The sequence below is a fragment of the Paraburkholderia sp. GAS41 genome (assembly GCF_050436545.1).
Lineage (GTDB): Bacteria > Pseudomonadota > Gammaproteobacteria > Burkholderiales > Burkholderiaceae > Paraburkholderia.
Map to the genome: position 1 here is coordinate 76,775 of NZ_JBNDMK010000009.1, position 22,759 is coordinate 99,533.

A 22,759-nucleotide genomic window follows, 5' to 3' on the forward strand; every position below is an offset into this window, starting at 1 on the left:
GTCTGACAAGGGAGTTGCAATTGTGCCGTGTCATAAGGCCTGCCACAAGCAAACAGGCCGCAAACACGCGGCAATCCGGCATGTCCAGGGGTTTTGGCGGGGACGGGGCACTCCATCCGGCCGCCCCGTCATTTTGCGTAATCAGTGCAATTGCCGATAAATCTGCTCGGCCAGCGAAAGCGAAATCCCGTCGACGCTGGCAAGGTCTTCGACACTCGCCGCCACCACGCCGCGCAAGCCGCCGAAGCGCGCAAGCAGCCTTTGACGGCGCTTCGCGCCCACGCCTTCGAGTTCTTCGAGGCGGGAGGTCTGGCGGGTCTTGGCTCGCTTCGCGCGCATCCCGGTGATGGCAAAGCGGTGCGCCTCGTCGCGGATCTGCGCGACCAGCATCAAGGCCGCACTCTCCTTGCCGAGTTCGAGCGGCGCGCGACCATCCACGAAAATCAAGGTTTCCAGGCCGACCTTGCGCCCCTCGCCTTTCGCGACGCCGACCAGCATGCCGCAATCGAGACCTACTTCGGTAAACACCTGGCGTGCAATTTCCACCTGGCCTTTGCCGCCGTCGATCAGCACAATGTTCGGCAACACGCCGCCCGCGGCCGGCTCGGGAGCATCGGCGGCGAGCGCCGGGTCAGCCGCTGGATCGGACGCGGGCCGCTCGAGTGCTTCTTCGGCGGCGTTCGCGGCGGCTTGCGCGACCATCTTTTCGTAGCGGCGCGTGAGCACCTGGCGCATGGCGGCGTAATCGTCGCCCGGGGTGATGCCGGCGATGTTGTAGCGCCGGTACTCCGACGACTGCATCTTGTGATGGTGATAGACCACGCACGAGGCCTGAGTCGCCTCACCCATGGTGTGGCTGATGTCGAAACATTCGATGCGCAGATGCGCGAGGTCGTCCACTTCGAGACCGAGTATGTCGGCAAGCATGCGTGTACGCGATTGCTGCGAGCCCTGTTCCGAGAGCAGCCGCGCCAGGGCGAGCCGCGCGTTCTGCTCGGCCATCGCCAGCCACGCGCGTTTTTGTCCCTGCGGCTGACGCAACAGCGTGACCTTGTGGGCCGCCTGTTCGATCAGCAGGTCGACCAGTTCCCGGTTCGCCGGCGCATGACTGACGACCAACACCGGCGGCACGCGGTTGCCCAGGTAGTGTTGGGCGATGAACGCTTCCAGCACTTCAGATTCGATCCCGGTCACGCGGCGGCGCGCGGGTTTGCCCGAGGCAGCGGCTTCGTCGCCGGTTGCTTCTGCTTGCACGGACGCTTGCGCGGACGCCGCCGTATCGACCCCCGCGACGACATCATCGGCAAGCGCGTCCGCCGCGTCATCATCCGGCTCGTCCGGCGTACCGTCCTCGACGTCATCCGTTTCCGGCGGCAGATCCTGCGCAATGGCCAGCGCGTCGAGGGTGGCGTCTTCATCCATCGCAGCCGCTTTGCGCTGCGCGGCCATGCTCGCGAACCTCGCCTCTTCCGCCACCCGCAACCCTTGCGCGACAGCCGCCTGCAGCACGCCCTGCGCATCGGCGTCGCCATCGTCCAGACCGCCCTCGTCGACGGTCAACGCGCTTTCCACGTGCGACGGAAAATAAGCCTTGTCGCCCAGATGCCGGCCGCCGCGCACCATCGCGAGATTCACGCACACGCGGCCACCGAGGGCCACGACTGCGAGAATGTCCACGTCGCTGTCGCTGCCCACTTCGATCGCCTGCTGATGCAGCACCGTCGACAGCGAACTCATCTGGTTGCGCACCGCCGCGGCCTGTTCGAACTTCAGCTCGCCGGCAAACGCGCGCATTTTCTCTTCGAGCTCCTTCATCACTTCGCTTTGCCGACCCAGCAGAAAACGCGAGGCATTGGTGACGTCGCGCGCGTAATCCTCTTCGTTGATCGCAGCGACGCACGGCGCCGTGCAGCGCCCGATCTGATGCAGCAAGCAGGGCCGCGTGCGGTTGTTGAACACCGAGTCTTCGCAGGTACGCAACTGGAACACGCGCTGCAGGATCTGGATGCTTTCACGCACGGCCCACGCGCTCGGGAACGGTCCGAAATACTGGTTCTTGCGATCCACCGAGCCGCGGTAGTAGGCCATGCGCGGAAACTTGTGACCCGTGAGCTTCAGATACGGGTACGACTTGTCGTCGCGAAACAGGATGTTGTAGCGCGGCGCGAGCGCTTTGATCAGGTTGTTTTCGAGCAGCAGCGCCTCGGCCTCGGAACGCGTGACCGTCGTCTCGATGCGCGCAATCCGCGTCACCATCATGGCGATGCGCGGCGACAGCAGCGTCTTCGTGAAGTAGCTCGAGACACGCTTTTTCAGATCGCGCGCCTTGCCCACGTACAGCACCGCGCCATGCGTGTCGTAATAGCGGTAGACGCCAGGCAGATGCGGCAACTGGGCGAGTATCTTCTTTGGCTCAAATGCTTCGGGAGCTTCGGGGGCGTCGGGCGCGTCGGATTGGGTCATGCAGAATCGGTGTGAGCACCGCGTCTGGATTCACGCGGAGAATAGGATGAGTGCTTGTAGGGTAGCCCCCCTTCCTTACGGAAGAAGGGCCCCCTAAGAACCGTACGTGCGAGTTTCCCCGCATACGGCTCAAGCCTACGTTAAAAGTTACCTTTTCAAAGTCCCGTCAAGATTACATCGGAACCGGCTTAGTTACAGCAATGCTACCAACGTGCACTTGCCGGTGACAATCAGGATGAAGTAACACGCGATTTGACAAGGCATTGGTACCGCCATGCATCCTGTACACGAGATGATGGTCGTGCCAACCCGTATCAAACTCGAGAGCGTGGCCGCAGTGCGCACAATTGCCGCTCTGCGACGCATACAGTTTGTACCACTGTTTCAGATAACCTCTGGATCGCTCCATCCGCTTCTGTCGCAGCTTTTCACTGTACGGCTCCCAGATCGGATCGAAGGGGTTGAACTCCCCTTTCACCTTCCTATGTCGCCGGATCTCCGTACCACTGGTGTGATAGAGCTCCAGCATCGCGGTGCTACCGTCATGTCGTACTGCAGGTGTGGCAAACACCCAGCTTCGACCACCGACCGAGTGAAAATACTTCCGTTTAACCCATTCGGTATTCTTGTCTGGATGCCGCCTCTTGGCCCACCGCCAGAGTCTCTGAAAAACCAGATGCTCCATGCGAATGAACGCCTGCTTGGCGACCGCGGGTTGGTGATACTGTGCCCAACCCCGCAGCATCGGATTCAGCTTGCGGATTAGATCCGCCTGCTTGGTCGTCTTGTTCGCGCTGATCGTTTCCGCCACCTTGCGGTAAAACGTGTTCACGTTTTTCTTGCTCGGTTTAATGAGAAGTTTTCCCGAATATTTCCGGAAGTTCCACCCTAGGAAATCGAAACCTTCGTCAATGCATACGATGCGCGTCTTTTCCTCAGACAGCCGCAGACCTCGAACTGCGAGGAATGCTTCCACCCAAGGCCTGACCTCCCTTTCCAAGACCTCTTTCGAGATACCCGTAATCACGAAGTCATCCGCATACCGCACAACATGGATTTTTAGTTCCGAGGCTTTACCGATTCCAAACTTGGCACCGAGGTGTTTCGTAAGGTCCCGTTCCAACCCGTCCAGCGCCATGTTCGCCAGCGTCGGGGAAATGATGCCCCCTTGAGGCGTTCCGGCTTCTGTCGCCTGATACCGGCCCCGATAAAGCAGACCGGATTTCAGCCACTTCCGTAGGATCTCGCTGTCCATTGGGACATTGGTTTCCAACCAGTCATGGTTAATGTGGTCAAAGCATCCCTTAATGTCCGCCTCCAACACCCATGCCGACGACTCTTCCCGTCTGAGGCATTGGAATAGCTGGGACATGGCGTCAACCGTCGCGCGACTTCTTCTGAACCCGTACGAATTCAGATCGCCCGTCGTTTCAGCCACGGGCTCGAGAGCCAGTAGATACAGGGCCTGCATCGCCCTGTCTCGCATGGTTGGAATACCCAGAGGGCGCTCCTGCCCATTGGCTTTCGGGATATAAACCCTCCGTAGTGGCAAAGGCCGATATCCGCGCCGCTTTAACCCGTCGACTGCTGCCAGTCGACTTTCAGGCGTCACCCACAGTTCGCGATCGACTCCAGCCGTTCGCGCGCCTGTATTTTGCGTAACACGTCGTACCGCATACAGCTTCGCGGACAACGTGCGGGTCAGCATCCGTTGCAGGGCTTTCACCCGACGCCAGTTGCCTTCCTGCGTTGCCTTCGCAATTCGAATCTGCATTCCCCTCACGTTCCGTTCAACCCGACGCCAATCTACGGCGTGCCAGTGGTCCGGCGCGTGGGAAAGCGCAGATCCGCCCTTTCGGACTGATTCTTCCATGCTGCTCTCCTTACTGGACAAGAAAGTCCCGGACAGGAGACGCATCTTCCCCAGCGGGGAAAATACGCACCCGCTAGGGAGAATTTCAATTGATCCGGACGAAATCGTCTGGATCACCAAGTTTCAAGGGTCTGTCAGCCGTCTTGCGACGGTAGACCAGACGGAAGTCTGCCCGCTTTCGCGTGGAGTAATGTCCCAACCCCTATGCAGCCGATTACAGACTGCCATTCGCTTTTTCCGTCCTCCCATACCCGCACCACCGTCAATGGATCTTGCGATCCACCTTGCCAATCAGCTTCGATTGGCGACGATACGGGCTTACCACGTTCCCTGCCTGTCACACGACCGACTTAGGTCCCGCCTATCCCCCGGTGGCACTTCAACGACGTAGCCCAAATTCTAAGTGGACTAACTGGCCACGCGCCGTTTGACTAGAGCCCGAGCAGCATTTGGCTCAACACTGGTAACGAGGTTTATCAGCGGTTCACTTACATTGACCGTATCGGCCAGCCTAGCTCCTGGATCATCGCTGCTGACGATCTTCCAGCCACGTGTTTCGCAACACCTGACTGCCCGAAAACTTCAGGAGGCTACATTGTCGGAAGAGCTTCACACCCCACCGTTACCAGTGACGCATGTCTTCCTAGGCTACGTTTGGTCGTACAAACGGTTCGCTGCTGCTAGAACACCACAGTTGAACAATGACAAACAGAGCTTTTAACCCTTCGAGGGTCTTTAGGTTCAGATTTATGCACGTGACCGACCAACCATCGCGAAGATGGTGAGAGGGACCTGCGCTATTGTCGTTTTAAGCGTCGTAATTCTCCGTAACAACATTTCCTAGGAAGTGTCGTTCGGATACAACGCTTTCTGAGTTAATCCAGCTGTCGATGGCGCAAAAACATAGTCCACCGAGAACTGCTCGCAAGCTACTTCCCGCTGTTGTACCTGCGAAAATTCCTCAGGTAGTATTGCGCGAAAGCCTTGCCACACCTAAATAATGCCGCCTTAAAGAGCTTCGGCGCCCTCTACACGAAGGGTGTCGTGTCGCACTAGAATCGCCAGTTTAGAACATTCCGCACGCGTCCGAGACCCGGATGCCCGCCATCATGTCCCCCGCGCGCCCTTCCGCCCCGCCACAGCATTCTGTTTCGCAGAGCACACCGTCCAGCAGCGCCGCGCTGCCGGTGGACGGCGCCATCGCCTGCGATCTCTTTTGCGCCGTGATCGACAACTTCGGCGATATCGGCGTCTGCTGGCGACTCGCACGCCAACTGGCGAGCGAGCACGGCTGGCAGGTGCGCATTTTCGTCGACGATCTGCACGCGTTCCAGAAGCTCTGCCCCGCGCTTGCCGTCGACCGCAGCCGCCAGGCGGTGAGCGGAATCGTCATCGAACACTGGCACGAGCCGGCGCACGCGGGCGACACGCTCGAAGTGGCGGACGTGGTGATCGAGGCATTCGGCTGCGAACTGCCGCATGTCTACGTCGCCGCAATGGCGCGTCGCGAGCGCGCACCCGTCTGGCTGAATCTGGAATACCTGAGCGGCGAGGACTGGGTCGCGGATTTTCATCTGCGCCAGTCGCCGCACCCGCGCTATCCGTTGACGAAAACGTTCTTCTTTCCGGGTCTGGGCCCCGGCACCGGCGGTGTACTGAAGGAACACCACCTGGACGCCACCCGGGCAGCCTTCGAAGCCTCGCCACAAGCGCGCGAAACATGGTGGCGCCACACGACCGGCCAGGGCGCCCCCGGCCCGGACGCTACCGTCATTTCGCTGTTCTCCTACGAAAATCCCGCGCTCGACAGTCTGCTCGAACAGTGGCGCGACAGCCCCGCTCCCGTCGTGCTACTGGTGCCGGAAGGGCGAATTTCCGGTGGACTCGCGCGCTTTTTCGGCCTGCCGTCGTTTGCGGCGGGAACCCATGCCGACCGCGGCAACCTGCGCGCCCACGCACTGTTCTTCACCGACCAGCCCGGCTACGACGCGTTGCTCTGGGCCAGCCACCTCAACTTCGTGCGCGGCGAGGACTCCTTCGTGCGGGCCCAATGGGCCGCGCGTCCGTTCGTCTGGCACATCTACCCGCAAGCCGACGACGCCCACCTGCCGAAGCTCGACGCCGCCCTCGCCCACTACGCCGACCCGCTGCCCGCCAAGGCGCGCGCAGCATTGGCGCGCTTCTGGCACGCCTGGAACGGCGTCGGCCAGCCGGACTGGGCGGATTTCCAGCGCCACGAGGCCGTCCTCGCGCAGCGCGCGGCGCAATGGGCACGCGAACTGGCGGCCCTCGGCGACCTCGCCGGAAATCTGGCCGTATTCGCAAAAAGTCAGTTAAAATAAGCGGTTATCCAACGGCCGACGACGCAAGCGCGGCGCGATGGCGGCGGCGAACTCCGGCACCGAGAGGTGTGTCTTCACTAAAACCGGGTCGTCCTCGTGCATCGGCGCCACTCGTGTACGCGCCCGCTCCGGGTAAATCAAGTTATCGGAAGGTGACGGGCCGCGGGCAACCGCGGCGAGCAGGCGCAGGCCTCGCAGTACCGGCCACGCCCGCGGCAGGCTTCGTTAGCAGCCCGTTTTGCAGCTTCGCGAGCAAGCCGCAAACAGCAGCGAAAGGTGCCGTACCCGCTTGCGCCGTATGCCGTTGAGCACAGTTGAAGCTACTTATTTCGTACAGGACAGTTTTATGAAGACCGCACAGGAACTCCGCACCGGCAACGTCGTGATGATCGGCGCAGACGCGATGGTCGTGCAAAAGGCCGAATACAACAAATCGGGCCGTAACTCCGCCGTCGTCAAGATGAAGTTCAAGAACCTGCTGACCAACGCAGGCATGGAAACCGTGTACAAGGCCGACGACAAGTTCGACGTCGTGCAACTGGACCGCAAGGAAGTGACCTACTCGTACTTCGCTGACCCGATGTACGTGTTCATGGACGCCGACTACAACCAGTTCGAAGTCGAAGCCGAAATGATGGGCGACGCGCTGAACTACCTCGAAGACGGCATGGCTTGCGAAGTCGTGTTCTTCAACGAGAAGGCCATTTCGGTCGAACTGCCGACCACGCTGGTCCGCGAAATCATCTACACGGAACCGGCTGTCAAGGGCGATACGTCGTCGGGCAAGGTGCTGAAGACCGCGAAGCTGCAAACTGGCTACGAACTGCAAGTGCCGCTCTTCTGCAACATCGGCGACAAGATCGAAATCGACACGCGTACGCACGAATACCGCAGCCGCGCCTAACGGCAATTGGTCTGCAAGGCCCGCCCCGCTCGCAGCGGAGCGCGCGGCCGAATTAAAAAGCGCCCTTTTGGGCGCTTTTTCTTTTTTCCGCGACCGTGTATGGTTGAGGAAAACTTTACCGGTATGGTTTTCGATTTTTCCGGCCTGAATCCATCGCAAGCCCCTAAACGCGCGACACACCATTGATTAGCTTAAGTAATTGCTGGGCACGCTCCCTGCTACAGAAGAGCATCGGCCTCACGAGGCCACTTTTCTTTTTCACTGGACACGGAGATGCGCCATGAACAACGACATCGCTGAAGGCAAGTGGAAGCAAATGATCGGTAAGGCGAAGACCGCGTGGGGCGAGTTGACGGACGACGAGTTGACGAAGGCCGAAGGTCGCGCCGAAAAACTCGCCGGGCTGATTCAGGAGCGATACGGCAAAACTCGCGAAGAAGCGGTGCGCGAAGTGAACCGCTTCTTCGATGAATACCGGGATTAACCGCGCGCCGTGCGCTGTATTCTGTGAGGAACAGCGCATGACCACCGCACCTCTGCACGGCGCCGCATCCACGGCGCTGACGCAGAGGACTTCCATCAACTTCAAATAGCGCTCGCCATGCCACACGCCCTGATTGTCGAAGACGATCCCAACAGTCTGTCAGGTCTGTCCGCGATTCTCGCCGCCGACGGCTTTTCGGTCGATACCGCAACGACGCTCGCCGAAGCGCGCGCGGCGCTGACGCGCTTTATTCCCGACGTCGTGCTGGTCGATCTGAATTTGCCCGACGGCGGCGGCCTCGACCTGCTCCATAATCTGCCGGCGCAACCGCCCGGCGGCGCCCTGCCTGTCATCGTGATGACGGGCAACGCCACCGTCGAAAGCGCGATTGAAGGTCTGCGGCACGGAATCTGGGACTACCTGCTGAAGCCCGTCAATATCCCGCGTCTGCGCAGTCTGCTGGCGCGCATTCCACGTCCGTACGAACTGACCGAGGAAGTCCAGACCCTGCGCGCGACCTTGCGCCAACTCGGTCGCTTCGGACCCATGCTCGGCAGAAGCGGCGCGATTCAACACGTGTACGACCTGATCGAGCACAACGCGCCCACCGAAGCTGCTGTCCTGATCTCCGGAGAAGCGGGCACCGGCAAGGAAGTCACCGCGCGCACGCTGCATGAGATGAGCCGGCGCCGCAAAGGGCCGTTCGTGACCTTCGATTGCCGTACCGCCGCCAACCTCGCGGCAAACCGCTCGCTCGACAGCGTCCTGTTTGGCCACGAGCGCGGCGCATTCAACGGCGCCGAGCATCGCGAGCAAGGTCTGTTCGAACAGGCCAGCGGCGGCACGTTGTTCATCGACGAGATCGCCGAATTGCCGCGCCCTCAACAGGAAGCTTTGTTGCGCGCGCTCGATTCGCAGACTTTCATGCGGGTCGGCGGCACGCACCAGATGGTCACGGATTTCCGGCTGATCGCCTCGACCCGCAAGTCGCCGCGCGCGGCAGTGGCCGACGGCAGCCTTCACGAGGATCTCGCCCTGCGCCTCGACGCAGCCGCGGTGGCCCTGCCACCGCTGCGCGAACGCGGCGACGACGCGGCGCTCTTTGCGCAAGCGCTGGTGGACGAACTGAATCGCGAAGCGAGCGCCCGCGGCGCGACCGACGCCACCAAACAGATCGGACCGAATTTCCTGCGCGAATGTCTCTCGTATGAATGGCCTGGCAATGTGCGCGAACTGCAAGGGCGTGTCCAGCGCGCGTATCACGCATCGGGCGACGTGCTCGAAACGCTGCGCGCCGACGAAGCCGGCTCAGCCGGCGGCCGCGATCTGAACGGCAGCCGCGTGCAGGTGACGGTGGGCACACCGCTCGCGGATGTGGAGGAGATGCTGATTCGCGCCACGCTCGACGCGGTGGGCGGCACGCGGCATCGCGCCGCGTCGCTGCTGGGGATCAGTCCAAAAACGCTTTACAACAAGCTGCAGCGGATGCGTTTGAACTGATTGTTTTTCGTACCATGCAGACCGGCCGAAAGCGGTGCAACAGCGCCGCCTTCGGCCGTTTTATTTCTGCTTTGTGCTTCGCGCGTGATGGTCCGCGTTCACTCAAACGCGCTGCGCAACAGCGCCTGGGCCTGCAGATACTCGGGCTCGGCCACCAGCTTGCTCCACTTGAGCGCCTTGCCGCGCGGGCGCATCCGCTTGAGGCGCGCCTGCGATTCTATTGACGGAGCAAAGCGCAACGCGTCGAGCACTTTCTCGGCTTCCTCAGGCTGATTGCAGATCAGGACCATGTCGCAGCCCGCCTGCAAGGCGGCGCTCGCGGCTTCGGTGAGCGTGCCGCCCTGGCGTGCGGCCTCCATCGAGAGGTCGTCGCTGAAGATGGCGCCCGAAAAACGCAGCTTGCCGCGCAATACTTCTTGCAACCAGATACGCGAGAACCCGGCCGGCTTCGAGTCGACCTGCGAATAGATCACATGAGCGGGGATCACCGAGGCCAGCGCGAGGCCGAGCCAGTCGTACGGCGCCACGTCGTCGCGCAGAATGGTCTCGAGCGGACGCTCGTCCACCGGCATGGCGACATGGGAGTCCGCGGTCGCGAAACCGTGTCCGGGGAAATGCTTGCCGCAATTGGCCATGCCCGCCAACGCGAGGCCGTGATTCAGGCTCTTCGCGAGCATCGTCACCACGCGCGGGTCGCGATGAAACGCGCGGTCGCCGATCACCTGCGACTGGCCGTAGTTCAGATCGAGCACCGGCGTAAAGCTCATGTCGATCCCGCATGCACGCAATTCGGCCGCGAGGATATAGCCCACCGCCGTGGTGACCTTGGTGGCGCGCAAAACATCCGAATCCCACAGCGCACCGAGCTTGCCCATGGCCGGCAACACGGTGAAGCCGTCGGTGCGGAAGCGCTGCACGCGACCGCCTTCGTGATCGACCGCGATCAGCAGGTCTTCACGTACCGAGCGGATCGCGTCGGTCAGCGCAATCAGTTGCGCGCGGTTTTCGAAGTGGCGCGCGAACAGGATCACGCCGCCAGTCATCGGATGTGCAAGACGGCGTGTGTCGTCGGCGCTCAGCGTTTTGCCGACCACGTCGAGCATCACCGGTCCGGGATTGGTTTTCATTGAATTCCGCAAGCAAAAAAAGAAGACGCGGGTTGCTGACCCCGCGCCGGGAGAACTCAGGACGTAGCCAGGTTCGAAGGGTCGGCCGTCTCGGCGATCACGAACGACACCGCATAGTCATGCTCGTCGCTGATCGTGACCTGGGCCGTGATGCCGCGTGCCGTGAGCCATTCGGCCAGTTCGCCCGAGGCCACCACCATCGGCTTGCCGCTCGGTTCGTTGAGCGTCTGCAGAGCGCGCCAGGTCATCGGCCAGCGCATCCCGAGTCCGATGGCCTTGGAGAAGGCTTCTTTCGCCGAAAACCGGGTGGCGAGAAACGCGAGTCCGCGCACGGCCGAGCGGGCCTGACGCGCGTGATAGATCTTCAGTTCGTCCGGGCCGAGCACCTTCTCGGCGAAGCGCCCGTTCGTCCGCGTCATCACCGCCGCCACACGACTGACCTGAATGACGTCTGTGCCGATGCCGTAGATAGCCATACGCGACGATGCGTTAAGCGCGCGCGGCGAGACGCGCGGCGACCATGATCGCCTTCATCTCGCGCACAGCGTTGTCCCAGCCGGCGAAAATCGCATGCGCGACGATCGCGTGACCGATATTCAGTTCGACGATGCCGTCGATCGCCGCGATCTGCTGGACATTCGTGTAATGCAGGCCGTGGCCGGCGTTCACCTTGATGCCGAGCGACCGGCCGAATTCGACGCTGCGCACCACACGCTCATACTCGCGCTGCTGCTCGACCAGGTCGTGCGCTTCGGCGTAACGGCCGGTATGCAACTCAATCACCGGCGCGCCGGCTTCGTGGGCGGCGCGGATTTGCGTTTCGTCCGGGTCGATGAAGAGCGACACGCGCGAGTTCGCCGCGGCGAGTTGCTTGCACGCGGCTCGCACGGCTTCGAACTGGCCGGCGACGTCGAGACCGCCTTCCGTGGTGAGCTCCGCGCGCTTTTCGGGCACGAGGCAGACATCGTGCGGCTGCACTTCGCAGGCGATGTCGAGCATCTCCTGTGTGACCGCGCATTCGAGGTTCATGCGTGTCTTGAGCAGCCGACGCAGCTTGCGTACATCGGCGTCGACGATGTGCCGGCGATCCTCACGCAAGTGCAGCGTAATCGCATCGGCGCCGGCCGCTTCGGCGTCGAGCGCCGCGCGGATCGGATCCGGGTAGGACGTGCCGCGCACATTGCGCAGCGTGGCGACGTGATCGATATTCACGCCCAGGTCGATCACTTCAGGCGACGTAAGAAAGAAGCTCATAAGTTCTGCAGGTCGATCAGAATCTGGCGCGTCGCGAGCGGCGTGCCGCCAAGGTAAGTATTGAGCAGAAAGCGCATCAGGGTTTTGCTTTGCGCCACGGTCTGGGCACGATGGTAATCGTCCGCTTCCATATCGAGCAAGGTCTGGCCGGCAATCACCGGCCATTGCGCGGGCAGATCGTCGGACGCTTCACGCACGCCGCGCTCCGGATCGAACACGTAGCGGCCCTCGGCGGTCACGGTCTTGCGCGACACCGTGCGGTTGAGCGCCATGGCGTAGCCGGTTTCGCGCAGCAGCACGCGCTCGAAAGAACGCAGCACTTGCACGGCCGGTTCGTCGTGCGCGAGACGCGCCAGCGTGACGACATAGTGCTGGAACAGTTGCGGATGGGGATCTTCGCGGCCACAGAATTTGACCAGCAATTCGTTGACGTAGAAGCCGCACAACAGCGCGTCTCCGGCGAGCGGCAGCATGCCGCCCACCCACTCGGCGCCGGTCAGCGTTCGCAGTTCGGATTTGCCCGCCCACGACAGCGCGAGCGGCTGGAAGGTCTGCAGCACGCCACGCAACGCGGAGTGCGGACGCTTGGCGCCTTTCGCCACCAGGGCGAGGCGGCCATGATCGCGCGTCAGCACATCGATGATCAGACTGGTCTCTCGATGCGGATAGCTGTGCAGCACGAAGGCCGGCTGCTCGCTGACCTTGTACTCGGACCCGCCACTGCGCGGCGATCGGCGCGGTGGTGTCTTGCGCGGTTCGCCGGCGGCGTCAGGCGCGGCAGAGGCAGCCGAAGATTTCTTCGATGCGCGAGCCTTCGATGGCTCGCGCGCCGACGCATCCGGGCCAGTGTCGTCCGGTTCAGCGTCGGGTTGCAGCGTCATCCATGCGTCATTCGTACCCATACGCACGGAGTCCGGCTTCGTTGTCGGCCCAGCCGCTCTTTACCTTGATAAAGGTTTCCAGATACACCGGGCCGTCGAATAGCTTTTCCATGTCGAGACGCGCTTCGGTGCTGATCTGCTTCAGCTTGGCGCCCTTCTGACCGATGATCATCGCCTTGTGCATGTCGCGCTCCACCATGATGGTGGCGAAAATGCGGCGCAGGCGGCCTTCCGTCTCGAACTTGTCGATCAGCACCGTGCTGGTATAGGGCAATTCGTCACCGGTCCAGCGAAACACTTTCTCGCGCAGGATTTCAGCGGCGAGGAAACGCTCGCTGCGATCGGTCAGGTCGTCCTCGCCGTAGATCGGCGCGCCTTCCGGCAGGAACGGCTTGACGGTCGCCATGAGACGCTTGATGTCGTCCAGATTCTTGGCGGACAGCGGCACGATCTCATTGAACTGGCGCAGTGCGCTCACCTGTTGCATGAACGGAAACAGCGAATCTTTATCCGAGACACGGTCGAGCTTGTTGGCGATCAGCAGGGTCGGCACCGACGGCGGAATCAGGTCGAGCACTTTCTGGTCGTCCGGACCGAAACGGCCCGCTTCGATAACGAACAGAATTGCATCGACCGAGGTCAGCGTGGAGGTGACCGCGCGATTGAGCGAGCGGTTCAGCGCGCCGCTGTGCTTGGTCTGGAAGCCCGGCGTGTCGACGAAGATGTACTGCGCGTCCTCGAGGGTATGAATGCCGGTGATGCGATGGCGCGTGGTCTGCGCCTTGCGCGACGTGATGCTGACTTTCTGGCCGACCAGCGCGTTCATCAGCGTGGACTTGCCGACATTGGGGCGACCGACGATCGCGACCATGCCGCAGCGAAAACCGGTGGGAGTGGGAGCGTTCATATTTCAGGCTACGGCAAGTTCGTATGGACGCGCGACGAAACGCCCGCCCATGACATCAGTGGCCCGCATCGGCGACGCGCGTGTGTACCGCGTCGGCAATGCCGGGTTCGAGTTCGGCAGGCGCCGCCACGCCGGGCGCGAGTTCGCGGCTCCGGGATGTGGCGGGTTTGTCGGTGCTGCGTGTGTGGAGGTCGGATTTGTCGGTCTTTTCGGCCTTGTCCGTCTTGTCCTTCTCCGGCGCGGCCTGGTTGCTATATTCGACGTGTGCTGCACGGATCACCGCGAGCGGCGCAACTGCTGGCGCGGGCGCCGGAGCGGACACCGGCCGCTCGGCCAGGGCTTCGGCGACGGTAGCCTTGAGCTCGCCGCGCGGATGACGCTCGTTCTTGCGATCCGGCGCGCGCAGATCGAGCGCGGCCTGCACACCAGTCACGCCGGGGACGATCTCCGGCTCGGCGTGCTTGGCCGCGCGGGCGCCTTTCGAGCGCTTCGGCTTTGCCACGACCGCGGGCGCCGCCGCCATCACCTCATCGAGCGCCTTCTTGGCGGCAGCCTGCTCGGCCGCGCGACGGCTGGCGCCGGAACCGGACACCTTCACTTCGAGCTTCGGAACCGTGCACTCGACTTCGAACTGTTGATTGTGCGCCGCACCATGCGTTGCGACGACAGTATAAGTAGGGAGCGCAATCTTGTGGCCCTGCAGATACTCCTGCAGGAGCGTCTTGGAATCCTTGCCGAGCGTGCGCGGATCGATATGGTCGAGAATCGGCACATAGAGCCGCTTGATGACCGTCTGGGCGGCGTCGAAACCCCCATCCAGGAAGATGGCACCCAGAATGGCCTCGAGCGTGTCAGCGAGGATGGACGGGCGCCGGAAGCCACCGCTGCGCAGTTCGCCTTCGCCCAGCCGCAGGCCTTCCGAAACATTCAGGGCCTGAGCAATTTCGTACAACGACTGCTGTTTGACCAGATTGGCGCGGACGCGCGACAGGTCGCCTTCGTCCAGTTTGCCGAAACGTTGGAACAATAGCGCAGCCACCGCGCAATTCAGAACCGAGTCGCCAAGAAACTCGAGCCGTTCGTTATGCGTGGCACTGTGACTGCGGTGAGTTAAAGCCTGGCGCAACAATTCCGCATTGCGAAACTCGTAGCGCAAACGGCTTTCCAACGGAGATAGGGGCATGTGCAGAGTATAACGCGGGCGCTCGCCCCGGCGAAAACGCAGGGCGGCCAACGGAAAAAGCGTAGTGAAGCGACCTTACCGCACGTTCTTAAAGTAGCGTCATAACACGCCGCGCGCGCTGAACGACATCGCGCGGCGTGTGGTGCGGTCAAATGCGGTGAAGCTCAGTGGAATGTCCCGATGCGTTTCAAATTGCTGAAATTCATCCAGATAAAGAACGCGCGACCGACGATATTCTGGTCCGGCGCGAAGCCCCAGTAACGGCTGTCTGCGCTGTTATCGCGGTTGTCGCCCATCATGAAATAGTTGCCGGGCGGCACCTTGCAGATCACACCGCGCGCGTTATACGTACAGTTATCGCGATACGGATAATCTTCTGCGCCAACAATGAATGGCGGCACGGCAGGGTTGTTCAGAATAGCGTTCTTGCGACCGTCGATGTCCTCTTCGAACTGCTTCGCGTAACCGATGCGTTCGTCGTCGAAATAGTCAGGCAGCGGCGTTTCCGGCACGAGCTTGCCGTTGATCGTCAGTTGCTTGTCCTGATAGGCCACCACGTCGCCCGGCAATCCGATCACGCGTTTGATGTAGTCGACCGATTCGTCTTTCGGGTAGCGAAACACCACCACGTCGCCGCGTTCGAGCGGACGGCCTGCGGTGAGCTTCGTGTTGGTGATCGGCAGACGGATGCCGTATTCGTACTTGTTGACGAGGATGAAGTCGCCCACCAGCAGCGTGGGCACCATCGAACCCGAAGGAATCTTGAACGGCTCCACCACGAACGAGCGAACGACGAAGACCACCAGAATCACCGGGAAAAAGCTCGCCGAATATTCGAGCCACCAAGGTTGGCGCAGCTTTTCGTCACGCAGGCGCGCGCGCGTTTGCGGTGCGTTTTCGTCGGCGAAGCGCTCACCGACTCGTGCCTGCTGGCGATCGAACTCGGCCACGGCCTCGTCCGCCGCGCGCCGCCGTTGCGGGATGAAAACCAGTTTGTCTGCGACCCATGCGATGCCCGTAATGATGACGAGCACAAAAAGAATCAGCGCAAAATTCATAGAGTTCCGTTCTTCGTCTTATTTGTCTTCGACACGCAGGATCGCGAGGAAAGCCTCTTGCGGAATCTCGACGGATCCGACCTGCTTCATTCGCTTCTTGCCCGCCTTCTGCTTTTCCAACAGCTTCTTCTTACGCGAGATGTCGCCGCCGTAGCATTTTGCCAGCACATTCTTACGCAAAGCCTTGATGTTTTCCCGGGCGATAATATTCGCGCCGATCGTTGCCTGAATCGCCACGTCGTACATCTGACGCGGAATCAGCTCACGCATCTTGGCTGCCACTTCACGGCCGCGATACTGGCTCTGCGAGCGGTGGACAATCACCGACAGCGCATCGACCTTGTCGCCGTTGATCAGCATGTCGACCTTCACCACATCCGCTGCGCGATATTCCTTGAACTCGTAGTCCATCGACGCATAGCCGCGCGACATGGACTTCAGACGGTCGAAGAAATCCAGCACGACTTCGCCCATCGGAATTTCGTAGGTGAGCTGAACCTGACGGCCGTGGTATTGCATGTTGATCTGGTTGCCGCGTTTTTGCGTACACAGCGTGATCACCGCGCCGACATAGTCTTGCGGCATGTACAGATTCACGGTGACGATCGGCTCGCGTACTTCTTCGATGCGCGACGGATCCGGCATCTTGGCTGGGTTCTCGACCATGATGGTCGTGCCGTCACGTTGCAGGACTTCGTACACCACGGTCGGCGCCGTGGTGATCAGGTCCATGTCGAATTCACGCTCCAGACGCTCCTGCACGATTTCCATGTGCAGGAGACCAAGGAAGCCGCAACGGAAGCCGAAGCCGAGCGCCTGCGAGACTTCGGGCTCGTAGTGCAGCGATGCGTCGTTGAGTTTCAACTTTTCCAGCGAGTCACGCAACGCGTCGTACTGGTTCGCTTCAACCGGATAGAGCCCGGCGAACACCTGCGGCTTCACTTCCTTGAAGCCGGGCAGCGGCGCAGGGGCCGGCCGGTTCACCAGCGTGACGGTGTCACCCACCTTCGCAGCGGCCAACTCCTTGATGCCGGCGATGATGAAGCCCACCTGCCCCGCAGACAGCGACTCGAGATTCTTCGACTTCGGCGTGAACACGCCGATGTGCTCGACCGGGTACTGCGCGTCGGTCGCCATCATGCGGATCTTGTCTTTCGGACGCAGCGTGCCGTTGACGATACGCACCAGCATGACCACGCCGACGTAGTTGTCGAACCACGAATCGATGATCAATGCCTGCAGCGGCGCTTCAGGGTCGCCCTTCGGCGGCGGCACTTTCGCGATCAGCGCTTCCAGCACGTCTTCGACGCCGAGGCCGGTTTTCGCGCTGCATCGGGTCGCGTCGGTTGCATCGATACCGATCACGTCTTCGATTTCGGCGATCGCGTTTTCCGGGTTAGCGGCCGGCAGATCGATCTTGTTGAGCACCGGAATCACATCGACGCCAAGTTCGATGGCCGTATAGCAGTTCGCCACCGTCTGGGCTTCGACGCCCTGACTCGCATCGACCACCAGCAACGCGCCTTCGCACGCCGACAATGAGCGGCTGACCTCGTACGAAAAGTCGACGTGCCCCGGCGTGTCGATCATGTTGAGGTTGTAGATCCGCCCATCGCGCGCTTTGTATGTCAGTGCAGCGGTCTGTGCCTTGATGGTGATGCCGCGCTCGCGCTCGAGATCCATCGAGTCGAGCACCTGGGATTCCATTTCGCGGTCGGACAGACCGCCACAAATCTGGATGATGCGATCGGCGAGCGTCGACTTGCCATGGTCGATGTGCGCAATGATCGAGAAATTACGAATATGATCCATTCAGTACCGATCAAGCGAAAAAGGCGCGCTCTGACGATTGCGGAGCACGCCTTGTAAGTAGGTGAAAAACCTGTCTATTTTAGCCGAAAAAGGCTTGCGCCCGGCATATCTTGCAGGAGAGCACGGAAAGTGGGCTCGGACGTCGTGTCGGGCCCCGGCACTTTCGATGCGCTAGCGGGCCTGCCCGGCACGTGCGCTCAGCGCCGCACGGACCCGCCCTTCGTCGAGATGATAGTGGCACAACTCGACGCCATCGCACACCAAAACCGGCACTCGCTCGTTGTAACGTGCTTCGAGCGCAGGATCAGCGTCGATGTCTACCACCTCGACCTGCGCGCCGAACTCGACCAGCAACGGCTCGAGTCCCGCCCGCATGTCATCGCAAAGGTGACACCACACGCGCCCGAAGAGCGTGAGCGATGCCGCCATCGTTATTTCTGCGCCGAACCGCTACGCGGGCGCAGCGGCACAAACTGCGTGTTGTCGCCGCGACGCACGAGCAGCGCGACCATCTTCTGCGGATCGAGATGCGCGATGACTTCGTCGAACTGTCTCGCGTTCGAAATATCCGTGTCGCCCACGCGCAAGATGAGATCGCCCTTCTGCAAGCCGACGCGGGCAGCCGGTCCGTCCACCTGATCGACCTGCACGCCGCCGTGCACCTTCAGCGTCTTTTGCTGGTCGGCCGAGATGTCGCTCACCGCGATGCCGAGCGCGTTGGTAGCGCGCTGCTTTGGCGCCGGCGCCTGCTTCTCGTCGACTTTCGCCGTCTTGTCCGGCTGCATCTCTGCAATCGTCACAGGCAGGTCACGCGTTTGACCCTTGCGCCACACCGTGATGGTGGCCTTGGCGCCAGGCTTCGTATCGCCAACCATACGCGGCAGATCCGTAGCCGTATCGACGGCGTGGCCGTTGAATTTCAGGATGATGTCGCCCGGCTGCACGCCGGCCTTATCAGCCGGACCACCCGGCTCGACGCTGCTGACGAGCGCACCTTGCGCCGTTGGCAGGCCGAGCGAATCAGCCACGTCCTTGGTCACTTCGCCAATCGCTACGGCGATGCGACCGCGCGTGACCTTGCCCGTGGTCTTGAGCTGGTCGGCTACGCGCATCGCTTCGTCAATCGGGATTGCGAACGAAATACCCATGAAACCGCCGGTGCGGCTATAAATCTGCGAGTTGATGCCGATCACCTCGCCCTGCATATTGATGAGCGGACCTCCCGAGTTGCCGGGATTGACCGGCACGTCGGTCTGGATGAACGGCAGATAGTCGCCCGTGTCGCGGCCCTTCGCGCTGACGATGCCTGCGGTGACCGTGTTTTCGAGCCCGAACGGCGAACCGATCGCTACCACCCACTCACCCACGCGCACCTTGGTCGAGTCGCCAATCGTGACGGCCGGCAGATTCGACGCGTTGATCTTTACGACCGCCACATCGGTACGATCGTCGACGCCGATCAGTTTGGCCTTGAATTCGCGCTTGTCCGTGAGCGTGACGTAGATATTGTCGGCATCGTCCACCACGTGGGCGTTGGTCATCACATAACCATCCGCCGACAGAATGAAGCCCGACCCCACACCGCTGCTTTGCTCGGAATCGGAATTGTCGGGCGTGTCCGCGCTACCGCCGCTGCCACCGCTGCTGCCGTTATCGCCGTTGTCACCGCCACTTCCGCCGCCGTGGGGCGCGGACCCCGGCTGCTGCGGCAACGGAATGCCGAAGAAGCGCCGGAAGAACTCCGACATGTCGCCATCATCCATCCCCGGCGGCATGCCGTGGGCGCTGCCGCTGCTGCTACTCGTCACGCGGGTCGTGGTGCGAATATTGACGACTGCCGGGCCGACCTTGTCGACGAGATCGGTGAAGTCGGGAAGATTCGCCGCAGGGGTCGCCGACGCCACATGCGGCACGAGCGGCAGACAAACCGCCACCACCGCGGCTGCGAGAAATTTGCGCACCGTGAAAATCGTCATATCTTAGCCAGGCGAGGGATTCGAGGGATTACTTGGGAGCCTTATATTCTATGGCAGACGCAAATTGCTGCAATGTGGCTTGGGGCACTTCCCCTAGCAGAGTAATCCAGAAGTCGCCGCGACGCTTCACCAGCACATGCGTCGCCCCGCTACTGCCCGCGCCTTCCTTGCGCGTGTTCTTTTCAACCGGTTCGACAAACACCGAAATGGCCGCGAGACCATCGGAGAAGACGGCCTGATCGACCGGGATGGGCGGCTCGCCCGGATCAGCCGACGCCATGGGCCGACGCAACTCGCGAATCTTGCGGAACCCCGGCACGGTAGGCTCGATGTCCCAACCTTGCGCCTCCATGTCGACCGGCTCGACCGGCGGCCGCACAACCGTCCACCCGGCGGTGTTGTGGATACCGTTGACAATCGCGGTCTTGTCGACCGGGACGCCAATGCTGATCTGCGAGAACGATAGCTGTTCGAGTACCTGCCCGTTCGGATCGAGCGTCTGCGCGCGTAGCAACAAGCCAGTCTTCTTGTCGGCCCAAAGCTTGTAAGCGAACCGGTATGCATCTTTCGGGTCGAGCTCGACGACGTCGCTGTCGATCCCGGCAACGCGGTCGGCGCCCAGCAGTTTCGGCTCGTACACCGACAACACGTCGTCGCTCGAAGCAGCGAGCAGTGCCGGGAACGAATCCTTGTTCTGGCGCTTTTCGACGACACACAGATGCCGTTCAGGGATGAACGTATACATTTCGTCGTTATGGCGCAACATCTTGCGCGCCTTGCCGTCGAGGCTTTCGAGCTGCTCGAACTCACCGTCATTGCGCGTGGCGTAATGCGCGATCCGCGAGGTCTGGACGAAATTGCCCCGCTGGTAGACGAACGCCCCTTCGTAATTCTGCTGCTGGGCAGCCTGATGGATCCGGTTGAGCAAGTCAGCCGCCGTACGGCGGGCTGCGAGCGGATCGTCTGATTGCGCAAAGACACGCGGCGTTGCGGACAACAATACGGCTGCGCAAAACACAAATGCCGGCAGCCGCCCCCAGATAGTCGTTTTATTCAACCGCAGTGTCTGCATCAGACTATTGGCCTTGCGTGGTCATGGCGGAGGTACGAATCAGCGGCATTGAACCGGGCATGACCGGCTGTTGTGCGAACTGCTGATGGGCTTCCAGATACTGGTCGAGACTGGCGTCGCGGATGATGTTGCCGTCCTGGACCGGCTGCGCAGTTGCCGCCGGCACGGAAGCCATCGCCACACGCTGCATCGCGTCGCCATGCGACTGCATCGACGCGACCTGAGCGACGCCCACACCGCCGGGCACGCCCTGCAGTTGCGGCACGACGATCCACGTCAGCGTGGCAGCGGCTGCAGCCACCGCGAAGGCCGGCACGACGCGGCGGCGCATTGCCAGCAGACGGCGCGCAAGCGGCAGCGCCGCGGGCGCCAGAACGTGCGGCTCCTGCTCGAGGCGCGCCGCAAAACCGGCCAGAAACGCACTGCTGGCCGCCGGGCTCACCGCCAGATCATCGGAGCGCAAAGCGTCGCCGATCAGATGGTAATGCGACCAGGATGCACGATCTTCGTGATCCAGTTCGGAAATAAACTTGTTCAGATGCTCTTCGCCGAACAGCTCACCGTCGACAAATGCGGACAGACGCTCGCCTCGCGAGTTTGCTTGCGATTGCATCGAGACCGACCCCATGATGCTCCCCATCTTACAGACACCCCTAGTGACACCACCTAACCTGGATATTGCCCCATTGCCCCGCCGGGCGCGCCGGCCAACTACCAGCGTTTGCCTTCGGGTGTGTCAAGCAATGGACGCAATTTTGCCGCAATGGCTTCGCGAGCGCGAAAAATTCGTGATCTGACCGTGCCGATCGGGCACCCCATCATCTCAGCGATTTCCTCGTAACTCAAACCCTCAATTTCACGAAGAGTAATGGCGGTACGCAACTCTTCCGGTAAAACCGCCATCGCAGCATTGACCGTCTCAGCGATCTGCTTGCTCATCAACATCGACTCAGGCGTGTTGATATCCCTTAGTTGGTCGGCATCGGAGAAAGTTTCAGCTTCTTCAGCATCCGCTTCGGTCGAGGTGGGTGCGCGCCGCCCCTGGGTGGCAAGGTAGTTCTTTGCCGTGTTGACCGCAATCCGGTACAACCACGTATAAAAAGCCGATTCGCCGCGGAATTGAGGCAACGCCCGATATGCCTTGATGAAGGCATCCTGGGCCACGTCCTCGACCTCAGCGGGGTCCCGCACGAGCCGTGAGATCAGCCGGAGGATCTTACGGTGGTATTTGGAGACCAGAAGCTCGAACGCGGCCTTGTCGCCCTTCTGAACGCGCTCGACCAGCACCTGATCAATTTCTTTTTCGCTCACCTGATAAATCCGTTAACAATAGGGCGCATGGCGGGGCACCATTGTAGCGTCCCCATCATCTCGTCACGATACCAAGGTACCAGCGGTTACAGTCGTTACAGTCAGAGGCGCGCGGCGCACCGGCCCAGCACGGCCAGCTCGCGAAAAGCGTCGGCGCAGAGCGTGTCTGCCGCGATCAGTAAGGTCCTGGAACGTCCGCCCGCGTCTGCGAGCGCCAGAATGAGAAGCCGACCGCTCCACTGCGAACAACCGGCAATACGGCCCTGCACGAGCATCTGCCCCGTACGGTTCCACGCAGTGAGACTATCCGCCCCGATTTTTATGGCACCGGGCTCGGCGCGCCAATGCCGTCGTGCCGCCAGCATCAGCGAGGCTAGCACGGCCAGTGTAGCGGGCGCCGCCTGGACGGCGCCAAGCCGGGCGGCGAGGCAAGCCTGGACGGCCGCCACGGCGATCAGGACAAACGCCACCGTGACGCCGCGCAGCGCGGCGGAGCGCCGCAGTTCGATTACCGGCATCCCATTGGATGAGGCCGGTCCTGGCATAACTGCCGGACCGGCCTGCATGGGATGCTGCGTAGGCGTGGAGAGCAGCGTTGGCGTCAAGCGGCCT

The 22,759-nt window shown here is 61.7% G+C and carries 20 protein-coding genes; 4 read left to right on the top strand and 16 right to left on the bottom strand.

The genetic code is table 11. The features are described from left to right. Nucleotides 1–141: 141 nt before the first annotated feature. Together uvrC and ltrA are read right to left on the bottom strand one after the other, a co-directional pair. Nucleotides 142–2,463, bottom strand: a complete 2,322-nt coding sequence (gene uvrC, locus P3T43_RS14795) for an excinuclease ABC subunit UvrC (protein WP_429281783.1) — start codon at nt 2,461–2,463, stop codon at nt 142–144. Between the two features lie 172 nt (nt 2,464–2,635). After that, nucleotides 2,636–4,336: a group II intron reverse transcriptase/maturase gene (gene ltrA, locus P3T43_RS14800; RefSeq protein WP_429269343.1), complete on the bottom strand. Its 1,701-nt coding sequence runs from the start codon at nt 4,334–4,336 to the stop codon at nt 2,636–2,638. A gap of 1,109 nt (nt 4,337–5,445) precedes the next feature. Here ltrA and earP point away from each other — a divergent pair. The 4 genes from earP to P3T43_RS14820 all read left to right on the top strand — a co-directional run bounded on the left by earP (nt 5,446) and on the right by P3T43_RS14820 (nt 9,566). After that, nucleotides 5,446–6,678: an elongation factor P maturation arginine rhamnosyltransferase EarP gene (gene earP / locus P3T43_RS14805; RefSeq protein WP_429281784.1), complete on the top strand. Its 1,233-nt coding sequence runs from the start codon at nt 5,446–5,448 to the stop codon at nt 6,676–6,678. Between the two features lie 346 nt (nt 6,679–7,024). Beyond that, a complete protein-coding gene (gene efp / locus P3T43_RS14810; protein ID WP_429281785.1) occupies nt 7,025–7,582 on the top strand; it encodes an elongation factor P in 558 nt (185 codons plus the stop codon). A gap of 280 nt (nt 7,583–7,862) precedes the next feature. Then, a complete protein-coding gene (locus P3T43_RS14815; protein ID WP_429281786.1) occupies nt 7,863–8,066 on the top strand; it encodes a CsbD family protein in 204 nt (67 codons plus the stop codon). 117 nt (nt 8,067–8,183) lie between these two features. Next, nucleotides 8,184–9,566 carry a sigma-54-dependent transcriptional regulator gene (locus P3T43_RS14820; RefSeq protein ID WP_429281787.1) on the top strand — a complete coding sequence of 461 codons (1,383 nt, stop codon included), beginning with the start codon at nt 8,184–8,186 and terminating at the stop codon, nt 9,564–9,566. A gap of 98 nt (nt 9,567–9,664) precedes the next feature. Here the strand turns inward: P3T43_RS14820 and nagZ are convergent, their stop codons facing one another. From nagZ to P3T43_RS14890, 14 genes are all read right to left on the bottom strand, one after another. Next, complete coding sequence (gene nagZ / locus P3T43_RS14825; protein WP_429281788.1) at nt 9,665–10,693, bottom strand: beta-N-acetylhexosaminidase; 1,029 nt, start codon at nt 10,691–10,693, stop codon at nt 9,665–9,667. Between the two features lie 56 nt (nt 10,694–10,749). Continuing rightward, the gene (acpS, locus tag P3T43_RS14830) at nt 10,750–11,169 is read right to left on the bottom strand and encodes a holo-ACP synthase (RefSeq protein ID WP_429281789.1); all 420 of its coding nucleotides are present in this window, start codon (nt 11,167–11,169) and stop codon (nt 10,750–10,752) included. Nucleotides 11,170–11,182: 13 nt separating this feature from the next. Further along, nucleotides 11,183–11,947 carry a pyridoxine 5'-phosphate synthase gene (gene pdxJ / locus P3T43_RS14835; RefSeq protein WP_429281790.1) on the bottom strand — a complete coding sequence of 255 codons (765 nt, stop codon included), beginning with the start codon at nt 11,945–11,947 and terminating at the stop codon, nt 11,183–11,185. Beyond that, the gene (recO, locus tag P3T43_RS14840; protein ID WP_429281791.1) at nt 11,944–12,849 is read right to left on the bottom strand and encodes a DNA repair protein RecO; all 906 of its coding nucleotides are present in this window, start codon (nt 12,847–12,849) and stop codon (nt 11,944–11,946) included. The genes pdxJ and recO overlap by 4 nt, the downstream gene beginning before the upstream one ends. Next, a complete protein-coding gene (gene era / locus P3T43_RS14845) occupies nt 12,836–13,735 on the bottom strand; it encodes a GTPase Era (RefSeq protein WP_429281792.1) in 900 nt (299 codons plus the stop codon). The genes recO and era overlap by 14 nt, the downstream gene beginning before the upstream one ends. 55 nt (nt 13,736–13,790) lie before the next feature. Further along, the gene (gene rnc / locus P3T43_RS14850) at nt 13,791–14,918 is read right to left on the bottom strand and encodes a ribonuclease III (protein WP_429281793.1); all 1,128 of its coding nucleotides are present in this window, start codon (nt 14,916–14,918) and stop codon (nt 13,791–13,793) included. A gap of 164 nt (nt 14,919–15,082) precedes the next feature. Then, nucleotides 15,083–15,976, bottom strand: coding sequence for a signal peptidase I (gene lepB, locus P3T43_RS14855; protein ID WP_429281794.1), 894 nt, complete (start codon nt 15,974–15,976; stop codon nt 15,083–15,085). A gap of 18 nt (nt 15,977–15,994) precedes the next feature. Continuing rightward, nucleotides 15,995–17,788: a translation elongation factor 4 gene (gene lepA / locus P3T43_RS14860; RefSeq protein ID WP_429281795.1), complete on the bottom strand. Its 1,794-nt coding sequence runs from the start codon at nt 17,786–17,788 to the stop codon at nt 15,995–15,997. Nucleotides 17,789–17,959: 171 nt separating this feature from the next. Then, nucleotides 17,960–18,223 carry a glutaredoxin family protein gene (locus tag P3T43_RS14865; protein WP_429281930.1) on the bottom strand — a complete coding sequence of 88 codons (264 nt, stop codon included), beginning with the start codon at nt 18,221–18,223 and terminating at the stop codon, nt 17,960–17,962. Beyond that, entirely contained in the window at nt 18,220–19,764 is a 1,545-nt protein-coding gene (locus tag P3T43_RS14870) for a DegQ family serine endoprotease (protein ID WP_429281796.1), read from the bottom strand. The genes P3T43_RS14865 and P3T43_RS14870 overlap by 4 nt, the downstream gene beginning before the upstream one ends. A gap of 28 nt (nt 19,765–19,792) precedes the next feature. Further along, complete coding sequence (locus P3T43_RS14875) at nt 19,793–20,836, bottom strand: MucB/RseB C-terminal domain-containing protein (protein WP_429281797.1); 1,044 nt, start codon at nt 20,834–20,836, stop codon at nt 19,793–19,795. 4 nt (nt 20,837–20,840) lie between these two features. Continuing rightward, nucleotides 20,841–21,464: a sigma-E factor negative regulatory protein gene (locus P3T43_RS14880; RefSeq protein ID WP_429281798.1), complete on the bottom strand. Its 624-nt coding sequence runs from the start codon at nt 21,462–21,464 to the stop codon at nt 20,841–20,843. Between the two features lie 83 nt (nt 21,465–21,547). After that, a complete protein-coding gene (gene rpoE, locus P3T43_RS14885; protein WP_006051939.1) occupies nt 21,548–22,147 on the bottom strand; it encodes an RNA polymerase sigma factor RpoE in 600 nt (199 codons plus the stop codon). Nucleotides 22,148–22,248: 101 nt separating this feature from the next. Next, entirely contained in the window at nt 22,249–22,752 is a 504-nt protein-coding gene (locus P3T43_RS14890) for a protein YgfX (protein WP_429281799.1), read from the bottom strand. Nucleotides 22,753–22,759: the final 7 nt, after the last annotated feature.